At 70.1% G+C, this 26,456-nt stretch carries 27 protein-coding genes; 9 read left to right on the plus strand and 18 right to left on the minus strand.

Annotated features, from left to right (window positions below; translation table 11 throughout):
- The 4 genes from pcaG (at nucleotide 1) to pcaC (ending at nucleotide 3,385) form a co-directional block, all read left to right on the plus strand.
- Nucleotides 1-597, plus strand: a complete 597-nt coding sequence (pcaG, locus tag ODE13_RS06985) for a protocatechuate 3,4-dioxygenase subunit alpha (RefSeq protein ID WP_322478619.1) — start codon at nucleotides 1-3, stop codon at nucleotides 595-597.
- A 47-nt stretch (nucleotides 598-644) separates the two neighbouring features.
- Nucleotides 645-2,060 carry a lyase family protein gene (locus ODE13_RS06990; RefSeq protein ID WP_322478620.1) on the plus strand — a complete coding sequence of 472 codons (1,416 nt, stop codon included), beginning with the start codon at nucleotides 645-647 and terminating at the stop codon, nucleotides 2,058-2,060.
- A gap of 91 nt (nucleotides 2,061-2,151) precedes the next feature.
- The gene (locus ODE13_RS06995) at nucleotides 2,152-2,988 is read left to right on the plus strand and encodes an alpha/beta fold hydrolase (RefSeq protein ID WP_322478621.1); all 837 of its coding nucleotides are present in this window, start codon (nucleotides 2,152-2,154) and stop codon (nucleotides 2,986-2,988) included.
- The gene (gene pcaC, locus ODE13_RS07000; RefSeq protein WP_322478622.1) at nucleotides 2,981-3,385 is read left to right on the plus strand and encodes a 4-carboxymuconolactone decarboxylase; all 405 of its coding nucleotides are present in this window, start codon (nucleotides 2,981-2,983) and stop codon (nucleotides 3,383-3,385) included. The genes ODE13_RS06995 and pcaC overlap by 8 nt, the downstream gene beginning before the upstream one ends.
- Nucleotides 3,386-3,479: 94 nt before the next feature.
- Here pcaC and ODE13_RS07005 read toward each other — a convergent pair whose 3' ends face one another.
- The 6 genes from ODE13_RS07005 to ODE13_RS07030 all read right to left on the minus strand — a co-directional run bounded on the left by ODE13_RS07005 (nucleotide 3,480) and on the right by ODE13_RS07030 (nucleotide 9,764).
- A complete protein-coding gene (locus tag ODE13_RS07005; RefSeq protein WP_322478623.1) occupies nucleotides 3,480-5,066 on the minus strand; it encodes a long-chain-fatty-acid--CoA ligase in 1,587 nt (528 codons plus the stop codon).
- A gap of 13 nt (nucleotides 5,067-5,079) precedes the next feature.
- Complete coding sequence (locus ODE13_RS07010) at nucleotides 5,080-6,078, minus strand: ABC transporter substrate-binding protein (RefSeq protein ID WP_322478624.1); 999 nt, start codon at nucleotides 6,076-6,078, stop codon at nucleotides 5,080-5,082.
- A gap of 37 nt (nucleotides 6,079-6,115) precedes the next feature.
- Nucleotides 6,116-6,586: a MaoC family dehydratase gene (locus ODE13_RS07015; protein WP_322478625.1), complete on the minus strand. Its 471-nt coding sequence runs from the start codon at nucleotides 6,584-6,586 to the stop codon at nucleotides 6,116-6,118.
- Between the two features lie 81 nt (nucleotides 6,587-6,667).
- Nucleotides 6,668-7,912, minus strand: coding sequence for an acyl-CoA dehydrogenase family protein (locus ODE13_RS07020; RefSeq protein ID WP_322478626.1), 1,245 nt, complete (start codon nucleotides 7,910-7,912; stop codon nucleotides 6,668-6,670).
- Entirely contained in the window at nucleotides 7,909-8,820 is a 912-nt protein-coding gene (locus ODE13_RS07025) for an amidohydrolase family protein (protein WP_322478627.1), read from the minus strand. The genes ODE13_RS07020 and ODE13_RS07025 overlap by 4 nt, the downstream gene beginning before the upstream one ends.
- A 17-nt stretch (nucleotides 8,821-8,837) precedes the next feature.
- On the minus strand, nucleotides 8,838-9,764 hold the full coding sequence (locus ODE13_RS07030; RefSeq protein WP_322478628.1) for an SDR family NAD(P)-dependent oxidoreductase: 927 nt from the start codon (nucleotides 9,762-9,764) through the stop codon (nucleotides 8,838-8,840).
- Nucleotides 9,765-9,891: 127 nt separating this feature from the next.
- Here ODE13_RS07030 and ODE13_RS07035 point away from each other — a divergent pair, with 127 nt between their 5' ends.
- Nucleotides 9,892-10,437 (plus strand): MarR family transcriptional regulator, encoded by a 546-nt coding sequence (locus ODE13_RS07035; RefSeq protein ID WP_322478629.1) that lies wholly within the window; start codon nucleotides 9,892-9,894, stop codon nucleotides 10,435-10,437.
- A 12-nt stretch (nucleotides 10,438-10,449) separates the two neighbouring features.
- Here ODE13_RS07035 and ODE13_RS07040 read toward each other — a convergent pair whose 3' ends face one another.
- Genes ODE13_RS07040 through ODE13_RS07050 form a run of 3 tightly spaced genes read right to left on the minus strand, consistent with a single transcriptional unit; the run spans nucleotide 10,450 to nucleotide 14,076 of the window.
- A complete protein-coding gene (locus tag ODE13_RS07040; RefSeq protein ID WP_322478630.1) occupies nucleotides 10,450-11,886 on the minus strand; it encodes an MFS transporter in 1,437 nt (478 codons plus the stop codon).
- 29 nt (nucleotides 11,887-11,915) lie between these two features.
- Entirely contained in the window at nucleotides 11,916-12,890 is a 975-nt protein-coding gene (locus ODE13_RS07045) for a PDR/VanB family oxidoreductase (RefSeq protein WP_322478631.1), read from the minus strand.
- 40 nt (nucleotides 12,891-12,930) lie between these two features.
- Nucleotides 12,931-14,076: an aromatic ring-hydroxylating dioxygenase subunit alpha gene (locus ODE13_RS07050; protein ID WP_322478632.1), complete on the minus strand. Its 1,146-nt coding sequence runs from the start codon at nucleotides 14,074-14,076 to the stop codon at nucleotides 12,931-12,933.
- A 153-nt stretch (nucleotides 14,077-14,229) separates the two neighbouring features.
- Between ODE13_RS07050 and ODE13_RS07055 the strand changes: the two genes are divergently transcribed.
- The gene (locus ODE13_RS07055) at nucleotides 14,230-14,847 is read left to right on the plus strand and encodes a PadR family transcriptional regulator (RefSeq protein WP_322478633.1); all 618 of its coding nucleotides are present in this window, start codon (nucleotides 14,230-14,232) and stop codon (nucleotides 14,845-14,847) included.
- A gap of 83 nt (nucleotides 14,848-14,930) precedes the next feature.
- Here the strand turns inward: ODE13_RS07055 and ODE13_RS07060 are convergent, their stop codons facing one another.
- The 8 genes from ODE13_RS07060 to ODE13_RS07095 all read right to left on the minus strand — a co-directional run bounded on the left by ODE13_RS07060 (nucleotide 14,931) and on the right by ODE13_RS07095 (nucleotide 22,350).
- Nucleotides 14,931-15,617: a 3-oxoacid CoA-transferase subunit B gene (locus tag ODE13_RS07060; RefSeq protein ID WP_322478634.1), complete on the minus strand. Its 687-nt coding sequence runs from the start codon at nucleotides 15,615-15,617 to the stop codon at nucleotides 14,931-14,933.
- Nucleotides 15,614-16,309, minus strand: coding sequence for a 3-oxoacid CoA-transferase subunit A (locus ODE13_RS07065; RefSeq protein WP_322478635.1), 696 nt, complete (start codon nucleotides 16,307-16,309; stop codon nucleotides 15,614-15,616). Before ODE13_RS07065 ends, ODE13_RS07060 begins: the two co-directional genes overlap by 4 nt.
- A 35-nt stretch (nucleotides 16,310-16,344) precedes the next feature.
- Nucleotides 16,345-17,553 carry a thiolase family protein gene (locus ODE13_RS07070; protein ID WP_322478732.1) on the minus strand — a complete coding sequence of 403 codons (1,209 nt, stop codon included), beginning with the start codon at nucleotides 17,551-17,553 and terminating at the stop codon, nucleotides 16,345-16,347.
- 304 nt (nucleotides 17,554-17,857) lie between these two features.
- Complete coding sequence (locus ODE13_RS07075; protein ID WP_322478636.1) at nucleotides 17,858-18,832, minus strand: hypothetical protein; 975 nt, start codon at nucleotides 18,830-18,832, stop codon at nucleotides 17,858-17,860.
- A complete protein-coding gene (locus ODE13_RS07080) occupies nucleotides 18,832-19,674 on the minus strand; it encodes an ABC transporter ATP-binding protein (RefSeq protein WP_322478637.1) in 843 nt (280 codons plus the stop codon). The genes ODE13_RS07075 and ODE13_RS07080 overlap by 1 nt, the downstream gene beginning before the upstream one ends.
- Nucleotides 19,674-20,513, minus strand: coding sequence for an ABC transporter permease (locus ODE13_RS07085; protein WP_322478638.1), 840 nt, complete (start codon nucleotides 20,511-20,513; stop codon nucleotides 19,674-19,676). Before ODE13_RS07085 ends, ODE13_RS07080 begins: the two co-directional genes overlap by 1 nt.
- Complete coding sequence (locus ODE13_RS07090; protein ID WP_322478639.1) at nucleotides 20,510-21,343, minus strand: ABC transporter permease; 834 nt, start codon at nucleotides 21,341-21,343, stop codon at nucleotides 20,510-20,512. Before ODE13_RS07090 ends, ODE13_RS07085 begins: the two co-directional genes overlap by 4 nt.
- Before the next feature lie 38 nt (nucleotides 21,344-21,381).
- Nucleotides 21,382-22,350: an ABC transporter substrate-binding protein gene (locus ODE13_RS07095; protein ID WP_322478640.1), complete on the minus strand. Its 969-nt coding sequence runs from the start codon at nucleotides 22,348-22,350 to the stop codon at nucleotides 21,382-21,384.
- 170 nt (nucleotides 22,351-22,520) lie between these two features.
- Between ODE13_RS07095 and ODE13_RS07100 the strand changes: the two genes are divergently transcribed.
- On the plus strand, nucleotides 22,521-23,393 hold the full coding sequence (locus tag ODE13_RS07100; protein WP_322478641.1) for an IclR family transcriptional regulator domain-containing protein: 873 nt from the start codon (nucleotides 22,521-22,523) through the stop codon (nucleotides 23,391-23,393).
- Nucleotides 23,394-23,412: 19 nt separating this feature from the next.
- Here the strand turns inward: ODE13_RS07100 and ODE13_RS07105 are convergent, their stop codons facing one another.
- Nucleotides 23,413-24,600, minus strand: a complete 1,188-nt coding sequence (locus tag ODE13_RS07105; protein ID WP_322478642.1) for an NADP-dependent malic enzyme — start codon at nucleotides 24,598-24,600, stop codon at nucleotides 23,413-23,415.
- A 330-nt stretch (nucleotides 24,601-24,930) separates the two neighbouring features.
- Here ODE13_RS07105 and ODE13_RS07110 point away from each other — a divergent pair, with 330 nt between their 5' ends.
- Both ODE13_RS07110 and ODE13_RS07115 read left to right on the plus strand, forming a co-directional pair.
- Nucleotides 24,931-25,284 (plus strand): hypothetical protein, encoded by a 354-nt coding sequence (locus ODE13_RS07110; protein ID WP_179541365.1) that lies wholly within the window; start codon nucleotides 24,931-24,933, stop codon nucleotides 25,282-25,284.
- Nucleotides 25,285-25,379: 95 nt separating this feature from the next.
- Nucleotides 25,380-26,444: a LacI family DNA-binding transcriptional regulator gene (locus ODE13_RS07115; RefSeq protein WP_322478643.1), complete on the plus strand. Its 1,065-nt coding sequence runs from the start codon at nucleotides 25,380-25,382 to the stop codon at nucleotides 26,442-26,444.
- Nucleotides 26,445-26,456: the final 12 nt, after the last annotated feature.

The following is a 26,456-nucleotide window of genomic DNA, read 5'->3' on the forward strand; positions in this document are numbered from 1 at the left end:
ATGGCCCGCACCCCCGGCGACCTCACCCCCATCCCCGCCCAGACGGTGGGCCCCTTCTTCGGCTTCGCGCTGCCCTACGAGGGCGGGCCGGACTTGGTGGACCGCTCCCACCCGCAGGCGGTGCGGCTGCACGGCACCGTCTACGACGGCGATGGCGTCCCCGTCCCGGACGCGCTGATCGAGATCTGGCAGCCCGACGGCGAGGGCCGTATCCCCGCTGAACCGGGCTCCCTGCACCGTGACGGCCACACCTTCACCGGGTGGGGCCGGGCCGCCGTGGACGCAGTGGGTCACTACAGCTTCACCACTGTGGAGCCGGGCCCGACGTCGGCCGGTGCGGCACCGTTCATCCTGGTCACGGTCTTCGCCCGCGGACTGATGGACCGACTCTTCACCCGCGCGTACCTGCCGGAGCACACCGAAGCCCTGGCCGCCGACCCCCTGCTGGCCTCCGTGCCGGAGGACCGACGCCACACCCTGATCGCCGCCCGCGACGACGACGGCGGCCTGCGTTTCGACATCCGGTTCCAGGGCCAGGACGAGACGGTCTTCCTGAGCTACCCGAATACCCCGCAGGTCACCGGCCCGGTGGACTGAGCCGAGACGCGGCCTGAACCACGACGCAGACTGAGACGATGGTGTCCATGACCTCCCCTCCCGAGCACCTTCCTGCGGCTCCGACCGGGCAGCACGGCCTGCTGAACCCCGCCTGGGCCGGGACCGCCGCGGCGTCGATGACCTCCGATGCCGCCGTCGTCGCCGCGCTGTTGGAGGTGGAGGCCGCCTGGGGAGAGGTGCTGGCCGAGGCGGAACTCGCTCCTGCGCAGAGCGCGGAGGCACTGCGGGAACTGAGCCGGAATGAGGCAGCACATCCGGACCCGGCCGCGCTGGCCGAGGCCGCCACCGGCGGCGGCAATCCGGTGATCCCGCTGCTGGCCGAGCTGCGCCGACTGCTGGCCGAGCGCGGGATCTCGGATGCCGCGCTGCATCGCGGGGCCACGAGCCAGGACGTGCTCGACACCGCCCTGATGCTGGTGGTGCGCCGGGTGATCGACCAGGTCATGACGGATCTTCTGCGTACCGGAGAGGCGCTGAGCCGGGCTGCGGACGCCCACCGGGAGACGCTCGCCGTCGCCCGGTCGCTGACCCAGCCCGCTGTGCCCACCGTCTTCGGACTGCGCGCCGCCCAATGGCTGGAGGCGCTCACCGACGCCGCCGAGAGCCTGCACGCCGCCGCCGGCGCCGCACCCCTGCAGTGGGGCGGGGCCGTCGGGACCCAGGCCGCGCTGGTGGAGCTCGCCGACTCTCCCGCCCGGGCCGAGGCGCTGACCGCCCGGCTGGCCGAGACCCTGGGCCTGGCGCTCCCGGCGATGCCCTGGCACACCCGACGTCGCCCGGTGCTGCAGGCGGCCACCGCCGCCGCCGAGGCCCTGGCCGCGCTGGGCACGCTGGCCTCCGACGTGCTCACCCTGCAGCGCCCGGAGATCGGAGAGCTGCGTGAGCCCACCGCCCCGGGGCGGGGAGGCTCCTCGGCGATGCCCCAGAAGCAGAATCCGGTGCTCTCGGTGCTGATCCGCTCCGCCGCGCTGGCCGGGCCCGGACACCTGGCCACACTCCACCAGGCCGCCGGCGCCGCAGTGGACGAACGGCCCGACGGCGCCTGGCACGCCGAATGGCCAGCCCTGACCGAGCTGCTGCGCCTCACCGGGGGTGCCGCCGCCCGGGCCGCAGAGCTGTGCGAGGGCCTTCAGGTCTTCCCCGCGGCGATGCGTCAGAATCTGGACACCGCGGGCCCGGGAGTGCTCGGCGAACGCCTCCTGGCCCGACTGGGCGGAGCCCACCCGGGTGGACCGGCCGGACTGAAGGCGCTGCTGGCGGAGGCAGGACACGGCGAGATCGACCTGACCGCCCGGCTGCGGCAGGAGCTCCCGGCCGAGACGATCAGCGACGACGAGCTGACCGAGACGCTGGACCCCCACCGATACGTGGGCCGCTCGGCCCAGCTCATCGACGCCGCGCGGGCCCGGTTCGCCGAGCTGCGAGCGGGGCTCGCCCCCTGACGCCTCTGTCCCTGACGCCTCGCCCCCGATGTCTCGGCGTCGCACCCCCTGCCACACACCACTGACCAACCAGCCACCACAGGAAGAGTCGATGACGCAGACCCAGGGATCCCTCACCCTCACTCCGACCCTGCTTGCCGGCCGCATCGAGGACCTGGCCTCCGGCGAGCGCCCGCTGCTGCTGGTGGGACCTTCGCTGGGCACGAGCGTCTCGGCGCTCTGGGGCCCTGCCCTGCCGTGGCTGGGTGAGCGGTTCGTCGTCATCGGCTGGGACCTGCCGGGCCACGGGGAGGGACGGCCCTCCGACGGTCCGTTCACCCTTCAGGATCTGGCCGACGGCGTGGAGGAGGCCCTGGCGGGAGTGGTCGCTGAGCACGCCCTGCCGACGTCGACCCCGGTGCTGGCCGCCGGGGTGTCCATCGGCGGGGCCACCTCGCTGACGCTGGCCCAGCGGCCGGAGACCCGCATCGACCGGATGGCCGCGATCTGCACCGCGGCCCGCATCGGCACCCCGCAGAGCTGGGCCGAGCGGGCCGCGCTCGTGGCCCAGGCGGGCACCCCCACGATCGTGGAGGGCTCGGCCCAGCGATGGTTCGCCCCTGGGTTCATGGCCGAGCACCCCCGGGTGGCCACCAGCCTGCTGCAGTCCCTGCAGCACGCCGATCGCCACAGTTACGCCCACGCCTGCCACGCCCTGGGCACCCATGACCTCACCGGCCGTCTGGACCGATTCGCCCGTCCTCTGCTGGTGATCAACGGCGCCGAGGACACCGTGTGTCCCCCGGCGGCTGCCGCGGCGATCGCCGACGGCGCGGCGGCAGGCTCCGTGCCGGTGCGGGCGGTGACGCTCGAGGGAGTCGCACACCTGGCCCCCGCCGAGGCCCCCGAGGCCACGGCCCGACTTCTGGAGGAGCTGCTCGATGACTGACCCCCGCCCCACGCCCCCTGAAGACCCTTATGCCGCCGGTATGGAGGTGCGCCGCGAGGTCCTCTCCGATGCACATGTGGACCGCGCCGAGGCGAAGAAGGACGCCTTCACCGAAGACTTCCAGGAGCTCATCACCCGCTATGCCTGGGGCGGCATCTGGACCCGCCCGGGCCTACCGCGCACCACACGTTCGGCCATCACGCTGACCGCCATGATCGCCGGCGGTTACTGGGAGGAGCTGGAGATGCACATCCGCGCCGCCCTGCGCAACGGCATGACCGCCGACGAGATCAAGGAGGTCTTCCTGCAGGCGGCCATCTACTGCTCCGTGCCGGCGGCCAACGTCGCCTTCGGCATCGGCCAGCGGGTCATCGCCGAGGAGCTCGGCGCGGACTGAGCATCGAGTGGCCACGAATCCCGCCATCTGCCCGATGCCACGCCGACGAGTACCCTGAGATACCGACATTCACGGCCACTCGATGACGGCCGCCTCAGGCGTGGAGCTCGCGCAGGGCGGGCTTGCGGATCTTCCCGGAGGCGGTGCGCGGCATGTCCTCCACGAACACCACTGACTTGGGGATCTTGTAGCGGGCCAGTCGGCCATGCAGGTGTTGGATGATCTCCTCCGCTGTGATCCCGTGTCCCTCGCGGACCACGACGACGGCGCGGGGCACCTCGCCCCAGCGGGCGTCCTCGACCCCGATGACCGCCACCGCGGCGACGGCGTCGAGCTGGGCGATCTCCTGCTCCACCTGGGCGGGGTAGATGTTTTCCCCGCCGGAGATGATCATGTCCTTCAGCCGATCGGTGACATACAGGAACCCCTCCTCGTCCAGGCGCCCCATGTCCCCGGTGTGGAGCCAGGTGCCCTCGTCGGTGTGGTCCAGGGCGGCCGCGGTGGCTTCGGGCCGGTTCCAGTAGCCGGCGACCACGTGGGGGCCCTGCACCAGGATCTCCCCGACTTCCCCGGGGGCGCACCGCTCGCCGTCGGGTCGGACCACCCTGACGTCGGTGTGGAAGTGCGGCAGCCCCGCGGAGCCCTGCTTGGCCCGCGAGTGGGAGGGCGGCAGCATCGTAGCCCCGGGAGCAGTCTCGGTGAGCCCGTAACCCATGGTGAATGCCATGCCGCGGTCCTCATAGGCGTCGAGCACCCGCGCCGGCACCCCCGATCCGCCACAGGTCAGCGTGCGCAGCGAGGACAGGTCGGTGGACTCCCAGTCCGGATGTTCGCAGAGCATCTGATAGGTGGTGGGCACCCCGGACATGTTGGTCACCCCGAGCTCCTCGATCAGCCGCAGGGCACGGCCAGGATCGAACCGGGCCTCCAGGATGACGGCGCCACCCTTGAGCAGCACCGGCAGGGTCCCCTGGCTGAGGGCGGCCACGTGGAACAGCGGGGAGATCATCAGCGCCACGTCCCGACTGGTGATGTCGTAGTCGGTGATCACGTTCAGCGCGTTCCAGTGCAGGTTCCCGTGGCTGAGCATCGCACCCTTGGGCCGCCCCGTGGTGCCCGAGGTGTACAGGATGACTGCCAGGTCGTCCTGGGCGACGGGCACCTGGGGCCGCTCGTCAGCACCGGAGACCAGGACGGGCTCATAGGCCTCCAGCACCGGCCGCGCGGAGTCCTCGGCACCCAGATGCTCGACGGCCAGGTCCTCCAGCTCGGCGGGCACGGTCTCCCCGCCGACGATCAGCACCCGCTCCACCAGGGTCTCCGGGCAGCTGACCAGACCCTGTCGCCTAAGCTCGGCGGAGCAGACCAGCGCCCGCGCCCCAGAGTCCCGCAGCTGGAAGGCCAGCTCTGGGGGCGCCAGCCGAGTGTTCAGCGGCACGAACACCGCCCCCAGGCTGCCCGCGGCGAAGAGGCACTCGAGCACCGAGGGGGCGTTCTCCCCCAGGTAGGCCACCCGGTCTCCGGGCCGCACTCCCCGCTGGGCCAAGGCCTGAGCCAGCCGGTCGATGCGGGAGGCCAGCTCCCCGTAGGTGAGGTCGCCGGCGGTGCTGAGCAGCGCCGGCCGGTCGGCCATCCGGACCCGACGTCGGTGGATCCAGTCCCCCAGACCGTGGTTGATCATGTGTGGCTCCTCCTCAGTCGACGAAGTAGATCTCCGACATCTCCGGCACCTCGCTGATGAATCCGTACTTGACCATCAGTTCGGCGACCTCGTCGATCTCCTCAGTACGGATCTCGGCCTCGAACTCCTCCATGGCGATGCTCATCGCAGCCTCTTCCGGCATGTCGATGAAGTCCACGAGCAGCTCACGGGCGCCCTCTTCGTCGGCCTGAGCCGCAGAGAGCGCCTCGCGCATCGCGTCATGGAAGGCCTGGGCGACCTCCGGGTTCTGGTCCACGTAGTCCCCGGAGCTGAAAGCCACCATGGTGGGCATCCCCGGGACGGCGTCCTGGAAGGAGTGGCCCACCAGGTGGTTGGCGTCGTCGCTGAGCGTCTGGGACATGAACGGCTCCGGCACCCAGATGGCGTCGATGTTGTCCAGGTCCAGCTGCGCGGGCATGTCCGGGAAGGGCATCTCGGTGAAGGAGACGGCCTCCGGGTCGCCGCCGGCGTTCTCCACCGACTCCATGATGGTCAGGTCGCCCTGGGTCTGCAGCGCGTTGATCGCCACGGAGGCGCCCTCCAGGTCGGTCCAGTCCTCGATGCCGCTGTCGGCCTTGGCGATGACTCCGGCGACGTCGTCGCCCTCCGCCCAGGAGTTCGTGTAACCGGAGACGATCCGGATGTCCAGACCCTGGTCCGCGGCATTGAGCACGGAGTTCGGGTTGCCGATGCCGAACTCGTACTGCTGAGTGCTCACCGCCGGGAGCATCGCGGCGCCGCCGTCGGCGTACTCGAGCTCGACGTCGAGCCCGTGCTCCTCGAAGATGCCGTGCTCGATGCCGTAGTAGATCCCCACCGACGGGGCGATCGGCAGCACGCCGACGGTGACGTCGACGAGTTCTCCCTCGGGAATCCCCTCCTCGGAGGCGGTGTCGTCGTCTCCTCCGCAGGCGCTGAGCGCGAGCAGGCCGACGACGGCGGCGCCCAGGGCACGGGAGCGGCGAGTGGTGGTGGTGCGGACGGTGGTCATGACTTCTCCTCAGGTGTGCTCACGGGAACGGCCGTGCTCAGGCATAGAAGCGGGCCAGGAATCGGGCGACCAGCGCGGGACGCTCCTGCCCCTCGATCTCGAAGGTGGCGTCCACGGTCAGGTGCAGCCCGCCGCCGGGGAGGACGGCGACGTCGGCGACAGTGCCGTGCATCCGCACCCGGGAGCCGACCCGCACGGGGGCGGTGAATCGAACCTTGTCCAGCCCGTAGTTGACCTTGGTGGTCACCCCGGTGACGTCGAGCAGCTCCCCCCAACAGGGGATGATCAGCGCCAGGGTGAGGAAACCGTGGGCGATGGTTCCGCCGAAGGGACCTTCGGCGGCGCGCTCGGGGTCCACGTGGATCCACTGGTGGTCCTCGGTGGCGTCGGCGAAGGTGTCGACCATCTCTTGGGTGATCGTGCGCCACGCGGTGGTGCCGAGGTCGGTGCCTGCCAGGTCGGCGGCCTCCTCGAAGGACACCACGGTCTGCGATGCGGTGGTGGTCATGTGCTCTCCTTGCTGTGGACGTGATGTGGGGTGCTGTGGGCCACGCGGAGCGGGGTTCGGGCAGGACACGCTGCGGGCCGTTCAGACGAAGGCGCTGTGCCCGGTGACCGCCCGTCCCACCAGCAGCGCGTTGATCTCATGGGTGCCTTCATAGGAGTAGACGGCCTCCGCGTCGGCGTGGAAGCGGGCGACGTCGGTCTCCAGGGTGATGCCGTCGCCCCCGCAGACCTCCCGGGCCAGGGCGACCACCTCCCGGAGCGCCAGGGCGGTCTGCATCTTCGCCAGGGCGGAGCTCTCCTCCCGGTAGATGCCGTCCTGCTGCTGCTCGGTCAGCCGGACCACCAGCGCCAAGGAGCCGGTGAGCTGGCCGAGCATCCGCGCGAACTTCTCCTGGATGAGCTGAAAGCCCGCCAGCGGCCGGCCGAACTGCTCGCGAGCACCGACCTGCCGCAGCGCCGCTTCGTAGGCGCCGGCCATGGCGCCGACCGCCATCCAAGCGACGTCGGAGCGCATCTGGCGCAGGCACCGCGAGACGTCGGCGAAGCCGTCGATGCCGGGAAGCCGCGCGGCGTCGGAGACCTCGACCCCCTCATAGCGAATCTCCGCATTCTGCATGATGCGCAGGGAGGCCTTGTGCCCGATCACCCGGACACCGACCCCCGGCGCCTCGCGCGGCACCAGGAAGCAGCGGATCCGACCGTCCTCGGCTTCCCGGGCGAAGGTGGCCAACACGTCGGCCCGATCGGCTCCACCGATCCAGCGCTTGGCGCCCTCGAGGACCCAGCCCGCACCGTCGGGGGTGCGGGTGGCCGTGGTGGTCAGTCCGCGGGCCACGTCGGAGCCGTGCCCCGGCTCGGTGAGGGCGAAGACGCCGGTGAGCTCATAGGCGCGGATCCGCTGATCCAGCTCTGCGGCGTTCTCAGGGTCAGCGCCGATCCGGCACAGGGTACGGAACAGGCTGGCCTGGGCGTTGAACCAGGTGGCCATGGAGAGGTCGCAGCGGGCGATCTCGAAGCTGATGAATCCCCGCATGAGCTGCCGCAGTGGCTCCCCGGCCCGGGTCAGGACCGGCGGATCCATGAGGCGCAGACGGACCAGCGGCGTGGTGATCGCCTCCGGGAGCCGGGCGGCGTCCCAAGCCTCGAGCAGCCGGGGCCGGACCTCGGCCTGAAGCACGGTATGGAGCTCCTCCAGGACGGCCTGCTCGGCCTCGGTGAGCCGCTCGGCGAAGCCGTACAGGTCGGCGGCGAGGCCTGCCGCGTAGCCTCCGGGGGCATCGCCGGGCCGGCGGCCGTGCTGACGGTGGGACTGACGGTCAGGGCTCATGAGGGGCTCCCTGCGGCAGCTCCGGCGGCCCCCAGCCTCAGCAGCGTCACCGCGTTCTCCTTGAGGATCAGCGGGCGGACTTCGTCCTTGATGGGCAGCTCCGCGAAGTTCCGCAGCCACTTCTCCGGGGTGATGAGCGGGAAATCGGTGCCGAAGAGCAGCTTCTCGGCCAGCACGGTGCTGGCCAGCCGCACCAGGGACTCGGGGAAGTAGCGGGGGGACCAGCCGGAGAGGTCGATGAACACGTTGGCCTTATGGGTGGCGATCGAGTTGGCCTCCTCCTGCCAGGGCACCGAGGGGTGGGCCATGATGATGGTCAGCCCCGGGTGGTCGGCGGCGACCTCGTCCAGCAGCAGCGGGTTGGAGTGTTTGAGCTTGATGCCCCCTCCGCCGGGGAGCCCTGCGCCCATCCCGTTCTGCCCGGTGTGGAAGACCGCCGGCAGTCCGATGTCCTCCAGCTCCGCCCAGAGCGGAGAGAAGGTCTCCTCGGAGGGGTCGAAGCCCTGGACGGAGGGGTGGAACTTGAATCCTCGGACCCCGAGCTCCTCGGCCTGGCGGCGGGCCTCGACGACGGCGGCTCTGCCCTGGCGCGGGTCGACGGAGCCGAAGGGGATCAGTGTGTCCCGGTTCCGCAGGCAGCCGGCGACGAGATCGTCGATGGAGTTGGGCGGGTGGCCCAGCGCGGTGGTGGCGTCCACGGTGAACACCACTGCAGCCATGCGGGCCTGGCGGTAGATCTCGGCGATCTGATCGATCGACGGGGTCCGCTCGGTGGTCTTGAAGTACTTCGCGGAGGCGTCGAAGAACTTCTCCGGCATGGAGCGATGTCCGCAGGCGTCCACTTCGAGGTGGACGTGCATGTCAATGGCTTCGACGGCTTCGGGGTCTACCCCGCATTCGTAGCGCATGTGCTCGCCTCCGGCCCTCAGCCCTGCTCCGGCCTCAACTCGGCAGGGAGTTCGGGCAGCTTCTCCCCGACCGTCTGCAGATGCTCCTCGATGAGCCTGCGCCCCTCGCCCTGGAGCGCCTCGACATCCCATCCGCCCGCATGCAGCGCCTCAGCAGCCGCCTGGGGGTGGTTCCAGACCTGCAGCCGGTCCCCTCCGGCGCCGATGACCTGACCGGTGATCTCGGCCGCGTCGTCGGAGGCCAGGAAGGCCACCAGCCCGGCGACGTCGTCCGCCGTTCCGAAGCCGAGGGTCTTCCGGAAGAAGTCCGGCATCGGTTCGCCACGGTCATCGGCCTCGACCGCCTTCTGGAAATAGGGGACGGTCTTGGTCATCGCGGTGGCGGCCACCGGGATGACCGCATTGACGCAGACCTCGCTCCGCCGCATCTCCAGCGCCCAGGTGCGTACCATCCCGACGATGCCGGCCTTGGCGGCCGCGTAGTTGGTCTGCCCGAAGGTGCCGCGCTGGCCGGTGGGTGAGCCGATGCAGATGATCCGCCCGGGCACCTGGTGGGATTTGAAGTGGGCGAAGGCCGCGCGCACGGCGGTGAAGGTGCCGCGCAGGTGGACGCCGATGACGGCGTCGAAGTCCTCATCAGTCATCTTCAGCAGCGAGCGGTCCCGCAGAATGCCGGCATTCGTGACCAGGATGTCCAGGCCGCCGAACTCCTCCACCGCGGTGGAGACCAGCTGCTCGGCAGCCTCGGTACTGCCCACCGGCGCCACACAAGCGGCCGCCCGGCCGCCCTCAGACCGGATGCTCGCCACCGCGGACTCCGCGGCCTCGGCGTCGACGTCGTTGACCACGACGGCCGCGCCATGACGCGCGAGCTCCTGCGCATAGGCCAGGCCCAGTCCAGCGCCGGATCCGGTGACGATCGCCGTCTTTCCCTCAAGCAGCACATCGGCTCCTCTCGTATCCTTCGACAGGCAGGCTCCCCCTGCCACGTGGGATACATCACAACCGATACCATTGATAAAGTCAATGGTTGTCGATCACCACATGTCCGACTCGTCCCAGAGAGGCCCGATGAGCCCCGAGAAGCCCAGCCCCGAGAACTCCAGCCCGGTGAAGATCCCCGGACCTGCCGCCACCGAAGCGGAGGCCAGCCGCCGGCGCGACGACATCACGCGCTTCCATGACACGCCCTTGGCCCAGGAGGCGGCCTTCCTCATCGCTCGGGTGCGGGGGCTCGGCAATGCCTCGGCGAACCGTCGGCTCGCCCCTCTGGGACTCAAGGTGCGCGACTTCGCGGTGCTGTCCATGGCCTGCTCCGACACGCGGCCCTCCCAGCGCGAGCTCGGCCGGTTCCTGGACCTGGACCCCAGCCAGGTGGTCGCGCTGGTGGACCGACTGGAGCGCCGCGGCGCGCTGCGCCGGGAGGTGGATCCTCGGGACCGCCGCTCCAAGATCCTGGTGGGCACACCGGAGGGGCATCGACTCCATGAGCAGGCCGCCGAGCAGACGCAGCTGGCCCACGAGGAGCTCTTCGCCTGCCTCACCGAACAGGAGCGCCAGGAGGTCCTGCGCCTGCTCTCCGCCGTGGTCTTCGCCGCCGATCGGGCCGGTTCCTGAGGGAACCGCCGGTCAGACCCGCGTCGAGGGGCACTGCACAGTCGGGGAGTCCTGCGCGGTCAAGGAGTCCTGCACGGCGCCACCCGTCCTCGCCGCGCCGGTGCGCAGCTGCTCGTCCGCGTCCCCAGCGCGCTCCGGCGCAGGCCGCGGCAGCAGGAACACCGCCACGGCACCGAGGACGACGACGCCGGCCACCGCTCCGTACAGCTGCGCGGGCGTCCAGTCCAGGTCCATCAGGGCGCCGGCCGCCAGGGGAGCCAGAATCGCCCCCGCACGCCCGACCCCGATCGCCCACCCCACGCCGGTGCTGCGCAGACGCGGCCCGTACTGGGCGGGGGCGAGCGTGTACAGTCCGGCGATGCAGCCGTTGATGAGCGCCCCGATGAGGATCCCGATCACGAAGGCCACCGGCATGAAGGCTGTGGCGGCGATGAGCACCGTCATCGTCCCGGCCGACAGCAGAAGGAAGCAGAACAGCACCGTCCGGGCGGGCCAGCGGCTGGCGCACAGGCCGAAGAGCACCGATCCCACAGCCCCGCCCAGGGCGACCATCATGCCGAGGTTGGCGCTCTGCTCGCGGCTCAGCCCGGAGGCCTCCAGCAGGGTGGGGGTCCAGGAGTTCGCGAAGTAGAAGCCGAACATGGTGCAGAAGAAGGCCGCCCAGAGCAGCAGCGTCCGGCGCCTCCGGGCGCCGCGGAACAGGTCCCCGATGCGTCCGGCCGCCGCGGCGTCGTCCCGCGCGGCGTGCGGATCACGAGCCAGGTCTGACTCCACTGCGTCGAGGTCGTGCCCCATCCGGCGGGCCAACTCACTGATCCGCGCCCGATCCCTCGACCGTGCCCTCACGCGTAGGAAGTCGATGGATTCGGGCAGGACGGCGATCAGCACCACCAGCACGATCGCTGAGAGCAGCGCCCCGGCCACGAACACGCCCCGCCAGCCGAATCCCTCCTGCAGGGTCACCGCCGCCAGGCCGCCCAAGGTGGCTCCGACTCCGAAGCCCGCCGCGTAGATGCTCACCGCGAGCCCCCGCCAGCGAGCGGAGGAGTATTCGCTGACGATCACCGTGGTGCACACCAGGACGCCGCCGACGCCCAGCCCGGTGACGAACCGCCAGAGGCCCACCTCAAGGGCGGAGCTCGAGATCGCCACCAGGGCGGGACCGATCGCGGCCAGAGCCACGGAGACCAGCACAGTGGGCCGGCGTCCGACCTTGTCCGCCACAGGCCCGAGCACGAGCGCCCCGACGGCCATGCCGATCAGGGCTGCGCTGAGCAGCAGACCCAGCACGGAGCCGCTCAGTTGGAACTCCTCGCCGACGGCGGCGGCGGTGAAGGCCAAGGCCATGACGTCGAAGCCGTCGAGGATGTTGAGCACGACGCACAGACCCACGATGAGCCACTGATAGGACGTCATCGGGGCCGCGTCGATGCGGGCGCGCAGATCCATGGGGTGTTCCTTCCGAGGCGACGGGGACGTCAGTGGACGTCGAGGGTGATGGTGGGCATCGAGGACGACGGCGGAGCTCCTTGGTCAGCCTGCGCCGCGGGATCCTTCCGTCGCGCGACACGGGAGACGCAGGCGCAGAGCGTGGCGTCGTCCTGCTTCTGCCGCTCGGAGAAGAAGACGTCGCGGTGGTCGATCGCGCCGTCGAGGCTCTCGACGGGGAGCACACAGAGCCCGCATTCGCCTTTGCGGCAGTCCGACATGGCCTCCACCCCGGAACGCTCCAGGGCGTCCAGCAGGGACTCGCCGGTTCCCACCACGGTCTCCACACCCCAGGAGGGGGCGCGGACGAGGAACTCCTCCGCCTGGAACCAGCCGCTGCTGCCGAAGGTCTCGTAGCGCAGGTTCGGCAGCGGGAGCTCGCGTTGCAGCCACTCTCGACGTACGGCGTCCATGAGCCGGATGGGTCCGCACATATAGAGCTCCGTGGCGGGGTCGACCTGGTCGAGGAGCTCCGGCACGGACAGCGGCCCGCCCTCATCGTCGACGTGCAGGCGCAGGTTCTCGCCGTGCGTGCTGGTCAGCTCCTCCAGGAAGGCCATCCGTTCCCGCGTGCGGCCGACGAAGACCAGCGTGTAGTCGGCGCCGAGCCGGCGCAGCGCCGAGGCCATGCCGGCCAGAGCGGTGATCCCGATGCCGCCGGCGAGCAGCACGTAGCGCGGGGCGCCGACGCGCAGCGGGAAGTTCTGCAGCGGGAAGGTCACCGGGAGGGTGTCGCCGGGCTGCAAAGAGTGCATGTAGCGCGATCCCCCGCGGGAGGTGGGTGAGAGGTTCACCCCGAGAGTGATCCGACGCCCGTCCTGAGAACAGCCGACCAGCGAATAGGAGCGGATGTCCCCGGAGTCGATGCGCAGATCCACATGCGCACCGGGTTCCACCCGGACCGGCTGCTCCAGCTCGATCTCGATCCTCCGGATGCCCTCTGCGGCCGGGGCGGCGGCGTGCACGCGCCCAGTCTGCCAACGGGCCTGCGCGGAACCGGCCATCTCAGCGCACCACCCTCGCGCCCTCGGCGAGGGCCGTCACCGGCTCGCCCGAGGATGCTCCATGGTCCATCATCCGCTCGGCTTCGACGGCGGCCTGGATGAGGCGGCGGACCCACATGCCGCCGGCGTCGATGTTGAGGTTGTAGAACTCGTGGTCAGGGTTGGCCTTGATGGCCTTCTGCTGTGCCATGAGCATCTCCTCGTCCTCGGCGAAGACGCCGTGGACGCCATCGCGCAGCTGCGTGGTGATGCGCTGCTGGTCCAGGCAGTAGTTGCGCATGAACGCCCAGAAGTAGAGCGAGCGGCGTCGGCCCACGGGCGTGATGGTGTTCATCACGAAGCCGTTGACCCCGCGGCTGCGGTCACCCTCCAGCGCACCGGTGCCGGCCTCGGCCACGCCGACGTCGATGCAGATGGTCGAGGGCATCTCGAAGGTGATGATCTGCCACCGGTCCACGCGGCCCTCGAAGTCCGGGAAGCGGTCCCGCATGTTCTTCCGCCAGAACGGGGGCGCCTCGATGTCCTCCATGAACCGGGTGACGGTGACGGTGCGCTCATCATGGGTGACGTCGATGTCGGAAGAGCTGAGCTCCTTCTGCCCGATGGAGGAGGAGTGCAGGAACTCCTCATGGGTGAGGTCCATGAGGTTGTCCAGCACGAGCTGGTAGTTGGCGGCCACATCGATGGTGCGGCCGTCTCCGGCCCAGTCCGGGGAGTCCATCTGGTGCATGTTCGGGATGAGCGAAGGGTCCGCCAGCGTGGGATCGCCCGGCCAGACCCAGACGAATCGGTGCCGCTCCACCGCGGGATACGAGGCGACCATGGCCGAGGGGTTGATGGTCTCCTGAGCCGGCATATGGGTGCACCGTCCGGCCGAGTTGTATCGCAGTCCGTGATAGGGGCACTGGATGCCGTCGGCGCCGACGAGCTGCCCCATGGACAGCGGCGCGAGACGGTGCCAGCAGGCGTCGGCGAGCGCGACGGGGCGCCCCTCCTCCGTGCGGTAGAGCGCCATGGGGCGACCGGCCACCGTGCGGGCGGTGATCTCCTTCCGCCCGATCTCGTGGTCCCATCCGGCCACATACCAGGCGTTGAGGGGGTACTCCATGCTCTTTGCGGTCGCGCCCGTGGGCCCGAGATCCGTCATCACTGCCTCCTGGTGTCCGCTACGCGACTGATCGGCGTGACTCACTTCGTCCATTGACTATGCCGATAGTTATTCTGTGAGCTGAGACACACCGTAGCCAGCGATATAGTCGTCGTCAAGACCCCGCATCTGAGGAGGAAGGAGAGCGGATCGATGAGCCTGCGCGCCGCCCTGCTCGCGCTGCTGACCGCCGAGCCGCTGACTGGGTACGAGGCCGCCAAACGCTTCGACAGCTCCGTGGGGCACGTGTGGAACGCACCGGACTCGCAGATCTACCCCGAGCTGCGACGCATGGAGAAGGAAGGGCTCGTCGACGGTGTACAGGTGCCCTGGGGGCCCAACAGCACCAAGACGCGGTACTACATCACCGAGGACGGAGAACGGGCTTTCCGCGACTGGATGGACGCACCGCTGGACTATGGGCCGCTGCGCGACGCCGCCCATATGCAGGCGGCCTACTTCGAGTGGGCCGACGCCGAGCGGGCCCGCGACCACCTCCGCCGGCACATCGCGTTCTACAACGGCATGCTGGACCGCTGGCGAGCGGCCCGCGAGGTGATCCTGGACCACAGCCACCGCACCATCGCGGCCCGGCTGGAGAAGTTCCCGCCCCAGACCCACGAGCGGATCGTGGCGTACAAGGCCTTCGCCTATGAGGGGCTCATCGCCCGCGGCGAGGCCGAAGTGGCCTGGGCGCAGCGAGGACTGGAGCTCATCGACTCACTGGAGGCCGAGAATCCCGCGCCGAGTGGCCACGAATCCCAGCACTGACGGGATGACACGCCGTCGGGCACCCCCAGATGCCGGGATTCACGGCCACTCGATGGCGCTCCGCCACTCGATGACGTCCAGGCTCATTCGGCGACGTCGAAGGGCACCTCGAGCCGCTCCCGCAGCTCCTCCACGGTGATGCCATGGGCCTCACGCAGGATCAGCTGGGCCGCCCCGTCCGCGCGGCGGTCCAGCAGGAACACCCCGTGGTCCGTGTACACCCGGCTCACGCAGCCCAGCCCAGTGACCGGGAAGGTGCACTCCGGGACCAGCTTCGGCGAGCCGTCCTTGGCGAAGAGCGTCATCATCACGAAAACCTGCCTGGCACCGACGGCGAGATCCATCGCTCCGCCGACGGCCGGGATCGCATCCGGGGCCCCGGTGGACCAGTTGGCCAGATCCCCGGCCGCCGAGACCTGGAAGGCGCCCAGCACACAGACGTCCAGGTGCCCGCCACGCATCATGGCGAAGGAGTCGGCGTGGTGGAAGTAGCTGGCCCCGGGCAGCTCGGTGACCGGGATCTTCCCGGCATTGATGAGATCGGGGTCCACATCGTCGCCGTGAGCCTGCGCCCCCATGCCGAGCATGCCGTTCTCGGTGTGCAGGGTCACCCCGCCCTCCGGAGTCAGGTGATCAGCGACCAGCGTGGGCTGCCCGATGCCGAGATTCACATAGGACCCCGGAGCGATGTCGGAGGCGATGAGCCGGGCGAGGTCGTCCCGGCCCAGACGGGCCGATTCCTGAGTTCCGGTGGTCTGCTGCGCGGTCATGCGATCTCCTTCAGGGCGGCCTCGCCGGAGGCTGTCGGGATGACGGTGACGGTGTCCACGTGGATGCCCGGGGTGACCACATGCTCGGGATCGATGCCGCCGACGGGGACGAGCTCATCCACTTGGACCACGGTGTGGGCGGCTGCCGCGGCCATGACCGGCCCGAAGTTCCGGGCCGTCTTCCGGTAGACCAGGTTGCCGGCCTCGTCAGCGCGCAGCGCCTTGATCAGTGCGATGTCCCCGGGCAACGGCTGCTCCAGGACATAGCCGCGCCCGTCGATGACGCGGGTCTCCTTGCCCTCGGCCAGCACGGTGCCGTACCCGGTGGGGGTGAAGAATCCCCCGATGCCGGCCCCGGCGGCGCGCAGCCGTTCCGCCAGGTTTCCCTGCGGCACCAGCTCCAGCCCGATCTCCCCGGCCCGATAGGCCTCATCGAAGTGCCAGGAGTCTGACTGCCGGGGGAAGGAGCAGATCATCTTCGCCACACGCCGCTCTTTGATGAGCAGCGCGAGTCCGGCGTCGGCCTGGCCGGCGTTGTTGTTCACCACGGTCAGATCGCGTGCGCCGGAGTCCAGCAGCGCGTCGATCAGCTCCATGGGCTGCCCCGGGTTGCCGAACCCTCCCAGCAGCACTGTGGAGCCGTCCTCCACCTCACCCACGGCCTCCGCCGCATCGCGTGCGATCGTGATCATCCTCGTCCTCCTCCATCAGTGTTCTCCAGCACAGCTCAGTCCGCGCGCTCCAGCACGACAGCGATCCCCTGCCCGACGCCGATGCACAGCGCCGCCACGCCCCACCGGACGCCCTCGGCCTGCATCCGGCGGGCCAGCGTGGCCAGCACGCGAGTGCCGGAGGCGCCGAGCGGATGCCCGATGGCGATGGCGCCGCCCCAGGCGTTGACGATGGCCGGGTCGCGCTCGTCACCGAACCCCCAGGCGTCCAGGCAGGCCAGGGACTGGGCGGCGAAGGCCTCGTTGAGCTCCACGGCGCCGACGTCGGCCCAGCCGATCCCGGCCCGCGCCAGCGCGCGGCCTGCCGCCTCCACCGGGGCATAGCCGAAGAACTGCGGTTCATTCGCGGCGGTGCCCCAGCCCGCCATGCGCGCCTGCGGGGCCAGACCCAGCAGTTCGCCGCCGCGGGCGGAGCCCAGCCAGGCGGCCGAGGCACCGTCGTTCATGGGTGAGGCATTGCCGGCGGTCACTGTGCCGTCTTCACGCCGGAAAACCGTCTTCAGCCCAGCCAGCGACTCGGGAGTCACGCCGTCGCGGATGGTCTCGTCCCGGGGAAGGCCCACTCCGGGGACCTCGACGACCATCTCGGCATAGCGACCCTCAGACCAGGCCTGGCCCGCACGGGCGTGGGATTCGGCGGCGAAGGAGTCCTGCCGTTCACGGCTGATGCCGTGGCGCTCGCGCAGCTGCTCGGTGGCCTCCCCCAGGGAGACGGTCCACTCGGCGGGCATCCGGTCGTTGACCAGCCGCCAGCCCAGAGTGGTGTTGACGGCTTCGAGGTTCTTCAGCGGAAAGGGCCGGTCCGTCTTGGGCAGCACCCACGGCGCCCGGGACATGGACTCCACGCCGCCGGTGAGCACGACGTCGGTCTCCCCCAGCGCGATCTGCCGCGCACCGGAGATCGCCGCGTCCAGCGAGGAGCCGCACAGCCGATTGACGGTGCTGGCCGGCACCTCCACAGGGAGACCCGCCAACAGCCACGCCATGCGGGCGACGTTGCGGTTCTCCTCCCCCGCGCCGTTGGCGTTTCCCAGGATCACCTCGCCCACGACATCTCCGGCCGCGGCAGGATCGAGCTTCGGAGCCCGGCCTACCAGCGCACTGATGACCTGCTGCGCCAGATCGTCCGGGCGCTGCCCGGCCAGGGCTCCGCCGACTTTGCCGAAGGGCGTCCGCACACCGTCGTAGACGAAGACATCCTTCATGACGTCCTCCATGAGAACTCCTGCCCGCGTCCACCCCACCAGTGGTGTTCGCTATGCGTACGTTTGTTCGCTTGTCGCACCTAGTGTAGACCGCCTGCTGCGCCGCGCCAACCCCTCATCCCCATGCCTGACACCCCGCCCGCATACCCCGCCCGCATACCCCGCCCGCATACCCCGCCCGCATACTCCGCCGACCCGCGAACTCCTCGTCGATCGGGGGATCTGGACACGGCTACGCCCCCGGAGAGCCGCATAGCCGCATCCAGATCCCCCAGTCGATGTGTCACAGGATCGGGCCTCAGGGTCAGACATCAGGGCAGGGCTCGGGCCCAAGCGGGCTGCTCCTGCCGGCCTGCCACGCGGCCGCCACCATCACCGAAGAGCACAGCAGCAGCATCCCCGTCCCCCACCACCAGGACCGGGTGACCTCATGGATCATCCCCACCATCACCGGCCCGGTCGCGGCGATCGCATAGCCGACCCCCTGCACCATGCCGGAGAGCTGCCTGCCGAAGGCCAGGTCCACCGGGCGCATGGCGATCAGCGTCAGGGACAGCCCGATGCCCGCCCCCTGCACGAGTCCTCCCGTCGCCATGAGCAGGGGCCAGAGCTCCGGGGCCGTCTGCAGCCCGGCGAAGAAGAGGAACCAGCCGGCCCCGATTCCCGCTCCAACGATCCGCGCGTCCCCGGAGATGCGCAGCATCGACGGCACCAGCAGCGTCCCGGCGATGCCGATCAGGTGGAAGATCGACAGGGCCGTGCCGGCCGTGGCCTCGCTGAGCCCGCCCGACTCCACCAGCTGCGCGGGCATCCAGGTGGCGCCGGTGTAGAACAGCAGGGACTGCATCCCGAAGAAGACCGCCAGCCACCAGGCCCCCGACTCCCGCCAGACGTCGCCCCCCGCCTCCGCCCGAGCACCAGGACCCGGCGCCGGCGACGCCCCGGACGACCCAGCCGCCCCGGACGCCCCGGACGCCTGCCATCCCGCCGTCATCCCGCGCGCGCCCGCCACGCCAGCGACCCGCATCCGCAGCACCCAGACCACCAGCGCGAGCACCACGAACAGCCCGGGGAGGCTGATCGCCCAACGCCAGCCGGCGAGCACCGCCACCGTCGTCGGGCTGAAGGCCAGCTCGGCGCTGATGGCACCCAGCACCGGGGGCACTCCGACGATCGGGGATCGCAGGGTCAGCCCCACCAGGATGACCGCCAGCACCAGCAGCCCCAGGCGCTCGGGGCCCGCCGGACCGCCGGGGGCGCCCCGGGGCGCGGACGTCATCACACCGTGCTCTCCGCCGCCTCCTCGTCAGGACGATAGCCCTGCTTGGCCCGCTGGACGAGGTCATAGATATGGGCGCGCAGCCGCCCGAACTCGGGATCGTTGCGGGTAGTCAGCTGGTCCCGCTCATCGGGGAGGTCCACCGCCACATCCTCGAGGATCACCGTGGGCCGGGCGGAGAGCACCAGCACCCGCTGACCCAAGTAGATGGACTCATCGATGTCATGGGTGACGAACAGCAGCGTGATCCCGAGCCGCTGCCACAGGTGCCGCACCAGGTCCTCCAGATCGGCGCGCGTCTGGGCGTCCACGGCCGCGAAGGGTTCGTCCATCAGCAGGATGTGCGGCTCATAGGCGGCGGCGCGGGCGATGGCCACGCGCTGCTGCATGCCGCCGGAGAGCTGCCACGGGTAGGAGTCCGGGACGTCACCCAGCCCCACCGCCTCCAGAGAGTCCTGGACCAGCCGGGCCCGCTCAGACTTCTTCAGTCCCTTCTCCTTCAGCGGCAGCTCCACGTTCTGCGCGACGGTCAGCCACGGGAACAGGGAGCGGGCGTACTCCTGGAACACCACAGCCATGCCTCGCGGGGGGCCGGAGACGTCGTGGCCCTCCAGCGACACCGTCCCGGAGGTGGGGGCCAGCAGCCCGGAGATGCACCGCAGCAGCGTGGTCTTCCCGGCGCCCGAGGGCCCCACGATGCACACGATCTCTCCCGCGGTGGCGTCGAAGGTCAGGTCGCGTATCGCCTCGGTGTCCCCGGACGCGGATCGGTAGACCTTCCGGAGACCCCGGACCTCCAGCATGGGGGATCCCGTCGGCGGTCGATGAGCTGAGTGGGACATCAGTTTCCTCCCCTGTGGGACTGGCGCTGGCCGTGGTACCAGAAGAGCACGGGCCGTTCGATGATGCGGAAGAGCACGGACAGGACGACGCCGACCAGGCCGAGCAGGATGATGCCGGTCCACATCTCCGGCATGGCGAAGGACCGCTGGAACTGCACGATGGTGAAGCCCAAGCCGTTGTGCGCGGCGAACATCTCGGAGATGACCATCAGAATGATCGCGATGGACAGCGACTGGCGCGCTCCGGTGACGATCTGCGGAGTCGCCCCGCGCAGCACGAGAGTACGTAGCTGGGTGAGGCGGCCCAGTCGATAGGTTCTGGCCGTGTCCCGGAGGACCTCGTCGACCCCTCGGACGCCTTCGACGGTGTTCAGCAGGATGGGCCAGACGGCGCCTGCGGCGATGACGAAGACCTTCATGCCGGTGCCGATGCCCAGGAACAGCATGAGGATCGGGACCATCACCGGCGGCGGGATGGCGCGGAAGAACTCCAGCACCGGCTCCAGGAAGGCCCGCAGCCGGGAGCTGAGTCCGATGGCGGTCCCGAGTCCGACGCCGATCAGCATGGCAAGCGCGTAGCCGGCCAGCAGCCGGCCCAGCGAGGGCACGACGTCGGCGGTGATGCGCCCCTCGAACCAGGTGGGCCCGAAGGTCGCCAGGATGTCCCGCAGCGGCGGGTAGAAGAAGCTGTCCGCCCGATCCGAGGTGACCCACCAGATCACCACCAGGATCAGCGGAAGCGCCAGAAGCGTCAGGAGGCGACGCCACACCGGAAGCCGCCGCAGAGCGACGAGGCCGCTCGCGCGGGCGGGGGCGGTCGCAGGCTGGGTGGTGGTCATGACGCGGTCTCCCGTCGGACGGAGGAGTGCCAGTGCAGGACCCGGCGCTCCACGGCGCGGGCGCCGAGGTTGACCAGGACCCCGATCAGTCCGGTGACGATGACCAGGGCGTACATGGAGGAGACTTGGCCGGACTGCTGGGCCACGGCCAGCAGACGTCCGAGCCCGGGGGTGCCGATGATGAGCTCCCCGGTGATGGTGAGGATCAGCGCCACAGTGGCCCCGAGCCGGAATCCGGTCATCGCGAAGGGCAGGGTGGTGGGCCAGACGACCGTCCGCGCGGTGGTCAGGAAGCGGAAGCGGTAGGACCGGGCCGTGTCCCGGGCGACCGGATCGACGTCCTGGACCCCGTAGAGCACCTGCACCAGAACCTGCCAGAAGGTCGCATAGACCACCAGCAGCAGGGTCCCGGGGCGACCGGTGCCCAGCATCAGCACCGCCAGGGGGATGAGCGCCACCGAAGGGATGGGCCGCAGGAACTCGATGGTCGATGCGGTGGCGTCCCGCAGGATCCCCACGGAGCCGATGACCATGCCCAGCACGATCCCGGCCACCAGGGCGATGGAGAATCCGATCGCCCAGGTCACCAGGGTGTCGCCCAGGGCGGTCCAGAACTCCCCGGTGGTGATCCGGTCGGCGAGCGCGGCGGCGATCTCGGAGAAGGGCGGCAGGAATCGGGCGTCTACGGCGCCGCTGCGGGGCAGCAGCTCGAGCACGAGGATCAGGGACAGCACCCCGGCACTGCCCCATAGGGCCCGGTTGGTCCCTTCACGGGGCCGGCGTGCGGCGCGCGGCGTCGTCGACGGCGGCGCGGCCGTCTGAGTCGTCATGGCGGTGGACCTCCGGTCGTGGACGTCAGCGGCGGGCGTCAGCGGATGATTTCGGCGACGTCGAGCTCGTCCGTGATGAGCCCGTGCTCGTGAGAGAGGTCGGCCAGATGCTGGAGCGACTCGCGGTCGATCTCTGCCGGGAACTCCGGCATCACCATGCGCTCGAGAATCTCGTCATCGATCTCGGTGTAGGTGCTCAGGATCGCGCGGGCCTCGTCGGGGTTCTGCTGGGCATGTTCGAGGGACTCCGTCATGGCGGCCGTGAAGGCGTCGACGACCTCGGGCTCCTGCTGGGCGAAGGGCTCATCGGTGAAGTATCCGGCGATGAGCAGGTTCTCGTCGGTCTCGGCGAAGTTGTAGGTCACCACCTCAGCGCCCTGCTCCTGAGCGATGCTGGAGAACGGTTCGAGGATCCAGGCGGCGTCGACCTCCCCGGAGGCCACGGCGGCAGGCATGTCGGGGAAGCCCATCTCCACGAAGCTGATGTCCGTGGGATCTCCGCCGTCCTGGGCCACGACCTCGCTGATGGTGACGTCGCCGATGTTGTTCAGCGTGTTGACAGCCACGGAGCGGCCCTCGAGGTCGGCCGGCGCCTCGATCCCGGTCTCCGGCATGGTGAGCACGGCGCCGATGTCCTCGCTGGTGTCCCCAGTGGTGGCCGCTCCAGGGGTGAGCAGCGTCAGCGGCAGGTCGCGGTCGGCGGCGATGAACAGGGAGACGGTGTTGGAGAAGCCGAAGTCGTAGTCCCCGCTGACGACGGCGGGGGCGATGGCCGCACCACCCTGGGCCACCTCCAGCGTGACGTCGAGGCCGTGCTCCTCGAAGATGCCCTCCTCGACGCCCAACCAGATGGCGGCGGTGTCCACGATCGGCATCACGCCCACCGTGATCTCAGTGAGCTCGCCCTCGGAGCCCGGGCCGCCGTCGTCTGCGGCGTCACCCCCGCCACATGCGGTCATCAGGGCCAGGGCGGTGACGGCTCCTCCGGCAGTCAGGGTGCGTCGCATGGAGACTCCTCGATGTGAACGGCTGGGCCTCCCGGCCCCTCAGGGCACCTTGGAAACGTGCCCAGAGCGAACAACAGTTCGCTATAGGCACATTACACAGCTGTGATGCGGATCACGTCAAGAGGCGCATGCATCGTCGCACCGCTGACCGGGCGGTATAGGCTCGTCACATGGAAGACCCCCGCACAGCGAACGGCGCGTCCACCCAGCGCACCGATGCGCCGCAGGAGACCCCGACCTCCTCGGAATCCCCTGATAAGGAGGAGTTCGTCCGGTCTCTGGCCAACGGACTCAAAGTGCTCGAGTCCTTCGCCGAGGCCGAGGACCCGATGACGCTCTCCGACGTCGCCCGGCGCACCGGGCTCTCCCGGGCTGCCGCCCGGCGCATGCTCAAGACGCTGGTCCACCTGGACTACGCGAGCACCGACGGCCGGCTCTTCGTGCTCACGCCGAAGGTGCTCAGCCTCGGCGTCGGCTTCTGGTCCGGCAACGGGCTGCACGACGTGCTGCAGCCGCTGCTGCGCACCCTGGCCTCCGAGCTGAACGAATCATGCTCAGCCTCGGTGCTGGTGGGTGAGGAGATCGTCTACATCGCGCGGGCGCACACCCGCCGCATCATGCGCATGGACCTCGACGTCGGCACGCGCCTGCCGGCCTTCGCCACCTCCATGGGTCGCGTGCTCCTCGGAGGCCTGGACGAGGACGCACGACGCCGGCTCCTCGACCACGCGGAACGGCCCCAGCTCACCCCAGTCACCCGCACCGGGGTCGACGAGCTTCTGCAGATCATCAACACGGCCCAGCGGGCAGGATGGACTCTCGTCGACCAGGAGCTCGAGACCGGGCTGCGCTCGGTCTCCGCCCCGGTGATCCATCCGGAACGAGGCGTGGTCGCGGCGATCAACGTCTCAGTATCCGCAGGGCTGGAGACGCCTGAGCAGACGCGCGACCGCGTCCTGCCTCCCCTGCGGCGTGCCGCGGAGGAGGCAGGACGCTCAGTCGCCGTCTGGGAACGCAGCACGGGGCGTCCCGTGCGCGACTAGGCCCGGGCATCAGGCCCGGTCACCCCACCTCGCCGGTCACCCCGTCCTGCCGGGCAGCCTCGATCACAGCGGCCGCCACGTCCGCTGCCACACGCTCGTCGAGCGGCGAGGGCACGATGTAGTCGGGGCCGAGGTCCTCCCCCACGGTGTCGGCGATCGCGGTGGCCGCGGCGACCTTCATCGCCGAGGTGATCCGCCGGGCGCCAGCGTCGAGCGCCCCGCGGAAGATCCCGGGAAAGGCCAGCACGTTGTTGATCTGGTTCGGGAAGTCGGAACGCCCAGTGGCGACGACGGCGGCATGTCGGGCGGCAACCTCGGGCATGATCTCCGGGTCCGGGTTGGACAGGGCGAAGACGATGGAGTCCGGCGCCATCCGCGCCACCGCCTCCTCCGGGACCTTCGACGAGGACACCCCGACGAACACGTCCGCCCCGTCGAGCGCCTCCGAGATCCCCCCGATGACGCTCTCCCGATTCGTGAAACCGGCCACCCGGGCCTTCACGGCGTTGAGGTCGTCGCGATCCCGGTGGACGGTCCCCTGCGAGTCGGTAAGGATGATGTCGCCGATCCCTGCCTCGTGCAGGATGTCGGCCACCGCGATGCCGGCCGCTCCGGCTCCGGCGATCACCACCCGCGTGTCGGCGAAGCTGCGCCCGGTGAGCCGAGCGGCGTTGGTCAGCGCGGCGAGCACCACCACGGCGGTACCGTGCTGGTCATCATGCATCACCGGGCAGTCGAGGGCCTCGATGAGCTTCTGCTCCAGCTCGAAGCAGCGCGGAGCGACCACATCCTCGAGGTTGACGGCCCCGAAGCTGGGCCGCAGCCGGACCATGGTCTCCACGATCTCGTCCACGTCGGTGGTGTCGATGACCAGCGGAATCGAGTTCAGCCCGCCGAACTCCCGGAAGAGCGCGGACTTGCCCTCCATGACCGGCAGCGAGGCGGCGGCCCCGATGTTCCCCAGCCCCAGCACGGCGGTGCCGTCGGAGAGCACCACCACGAGCCGGGAGGCCCAGGTGTGGGTGGCGTGTGCGGCGGGGTCCTCGTGGATCGCCCGGGAGACCTTGGCGACCCCGGGGGTGTACGCGATGGACAGCGCCCGCTTCGAATCCAGCGGCATGGTGGTCTCGACGGTGAGCTTGCCACCCTCGTGGGAGGTGAAGACCTCGTCGTCGGTGATGGGCGCGGTCGTGTCGGTGGTGGACATCAGTGGTGACTCCTGGAAAGCGTCTGATCAGGTCGGCACGGCGCATCGCGGATCCCGCGGGAGCGTCCACACGTCGTCGGGTGGACCGTGCGCTCCGGCCGTTCGCTGCAGTGCGCGCCGAGGTCATCGGCATCTGCACCGTCGCAGTGGTCAGTACTTTCTTTAGACCGTGCAGGCCAGGGTACGGCACGCCGGCGTCGGCACGTGAGCGTCGGTCCATCCAGTGGACGTCCAGCGCACGTCTCTGACAGGGGCGCCCCGTGTCCGGCGACGCATGGACGCGGCCGACCGACCTGGTCACCTCGAGCCCTCCCGTCTACTCTTCGATCCATGACGATCTCACCTGACAGCGGCCGGCGACGGCTCTCCGCCGCCGAGCTCGACGGCGATGCGGCCAGGATGGCCCGGCGTCGCCGGAGGTCGGGGGTCGGAGTCGGCGTGGTGCTCTCTCTGCTGGTGGGCTATCCGGTGTTCCACATGCACTTCCTGGCGCTGGTCAGCTACGGGATGGGCCGCCCGTGGGGCGGCTGGCTCCTGGGCGCGTTCCTGCTGGCCTGCCTCCCGGCCACCTCCGCGGTGACGGTGGGCACCGGCAGTCTGCGTCGCGGTCTGCTGCACGGGCTCTGGACCGGCGCGACGATCTCTGTGCTGGCGGTGGGAGGACTCATCCTGGTGATCGGCTGACCGCCCCCCACCCCAGGCCCACCCGAAAGAATGCATGTTTCTCAGCACGTCAGGTCTTCGCCAGATCGAAGTCCGGCTCTGCTACGTTGATCACAATGCCTGCCTCAGACACCCAGCCGCCGCAGGGCATCGATGGTGCCCGCGCCGCGGCTGACGCCCCTGTCCGTCGACGCCGTCCGACCGGCGCCGACGTCGCCGCGCGCGCCAACGTCTCCCGCGCCACCGTCAGCTTCGTGCTGAACAACACCCCCGGCCAGACCATCTCCGAGGAGACCCGGCGCGGCGTGCTCAACGCCGCGGAGGAGCTCGGCTACCACCCCAACCGGAATGCCAAGTCTCTGGCCTCGGGAAAGTCCACGAATCTGGTGTGCGTGGTACCGCGCACACAGCTGGGCGAGCCGGCCACCGCACTGATCGGCATGCTCACCGCCGAGCTGAGTCGACGCGGCTACTCCATGGCGGTGCACTTCGAGTCCTCGGACCACGGCGCGCTCACCGCACTGGTCCAGGACCTCGCCCCGCAGATGATCTTTCCGCTCTTCGGAGCCCTGCCGGGGTGGATCGATGAGGAGGCCGCCGACGGCACCACGCTGATGGCGGCCACCCAGCTGCCTGCGAACACTCGCGACGCCGGCGCCGCCGCCCAGGTGGAGCACCTCGCGCAGGCCGGCCACTCCCGTATCGGCTATGTGGGCACGGCCAGCCCCGTCGCCGGCGAGATCTCCGCATGGCGTGCCGCCACGGCCGAGCGCATCGCCGAGGGACTCGGACTGCAGATTCCGGTGGTGACCTCCGTCGCCGTCGACGGCTCCGACGCAGTCAAGGCGGTCCGCCGGGCCCGCGAGGCTGGTGTGACGGCGCTCTGCGCCTTCAGCGACAACATCGCGATCATGCTGATGGCCACGCTGCAGGACGAAGGCATCGCCTGCCCCGAGGACATCGCCATCGTCGGCTATGACGACGTCTCGTTGGCCGAGTGGTCCCGTCCGCGACTGACCACGGTCCACTGGGACGAGTCGGTGATCGCCTCGCTGATCGCCGACGCCGTCATCGCGGCCGTCGACGACGCCCCGCAGCGCCCCGCCGCCGAGCAGATCGCCTCCGGCGACGATGTGGTGATGATCGGCAAGGCCGAAGTCATCGTGCGCGAGTCAGCCTGAAGCCCTGAGCCC

It is taken from the genome of Nesterenkonia sp. HG001 (genome assembly GCF_034438835.1).
GTDB classification, from domain to species: Bacteria; Actinomycetota; Actinomycetes; order Actinomycetales; family Micrococcaceae; genus Nesterenkonia; species Nesterenkonia xinjiangensis.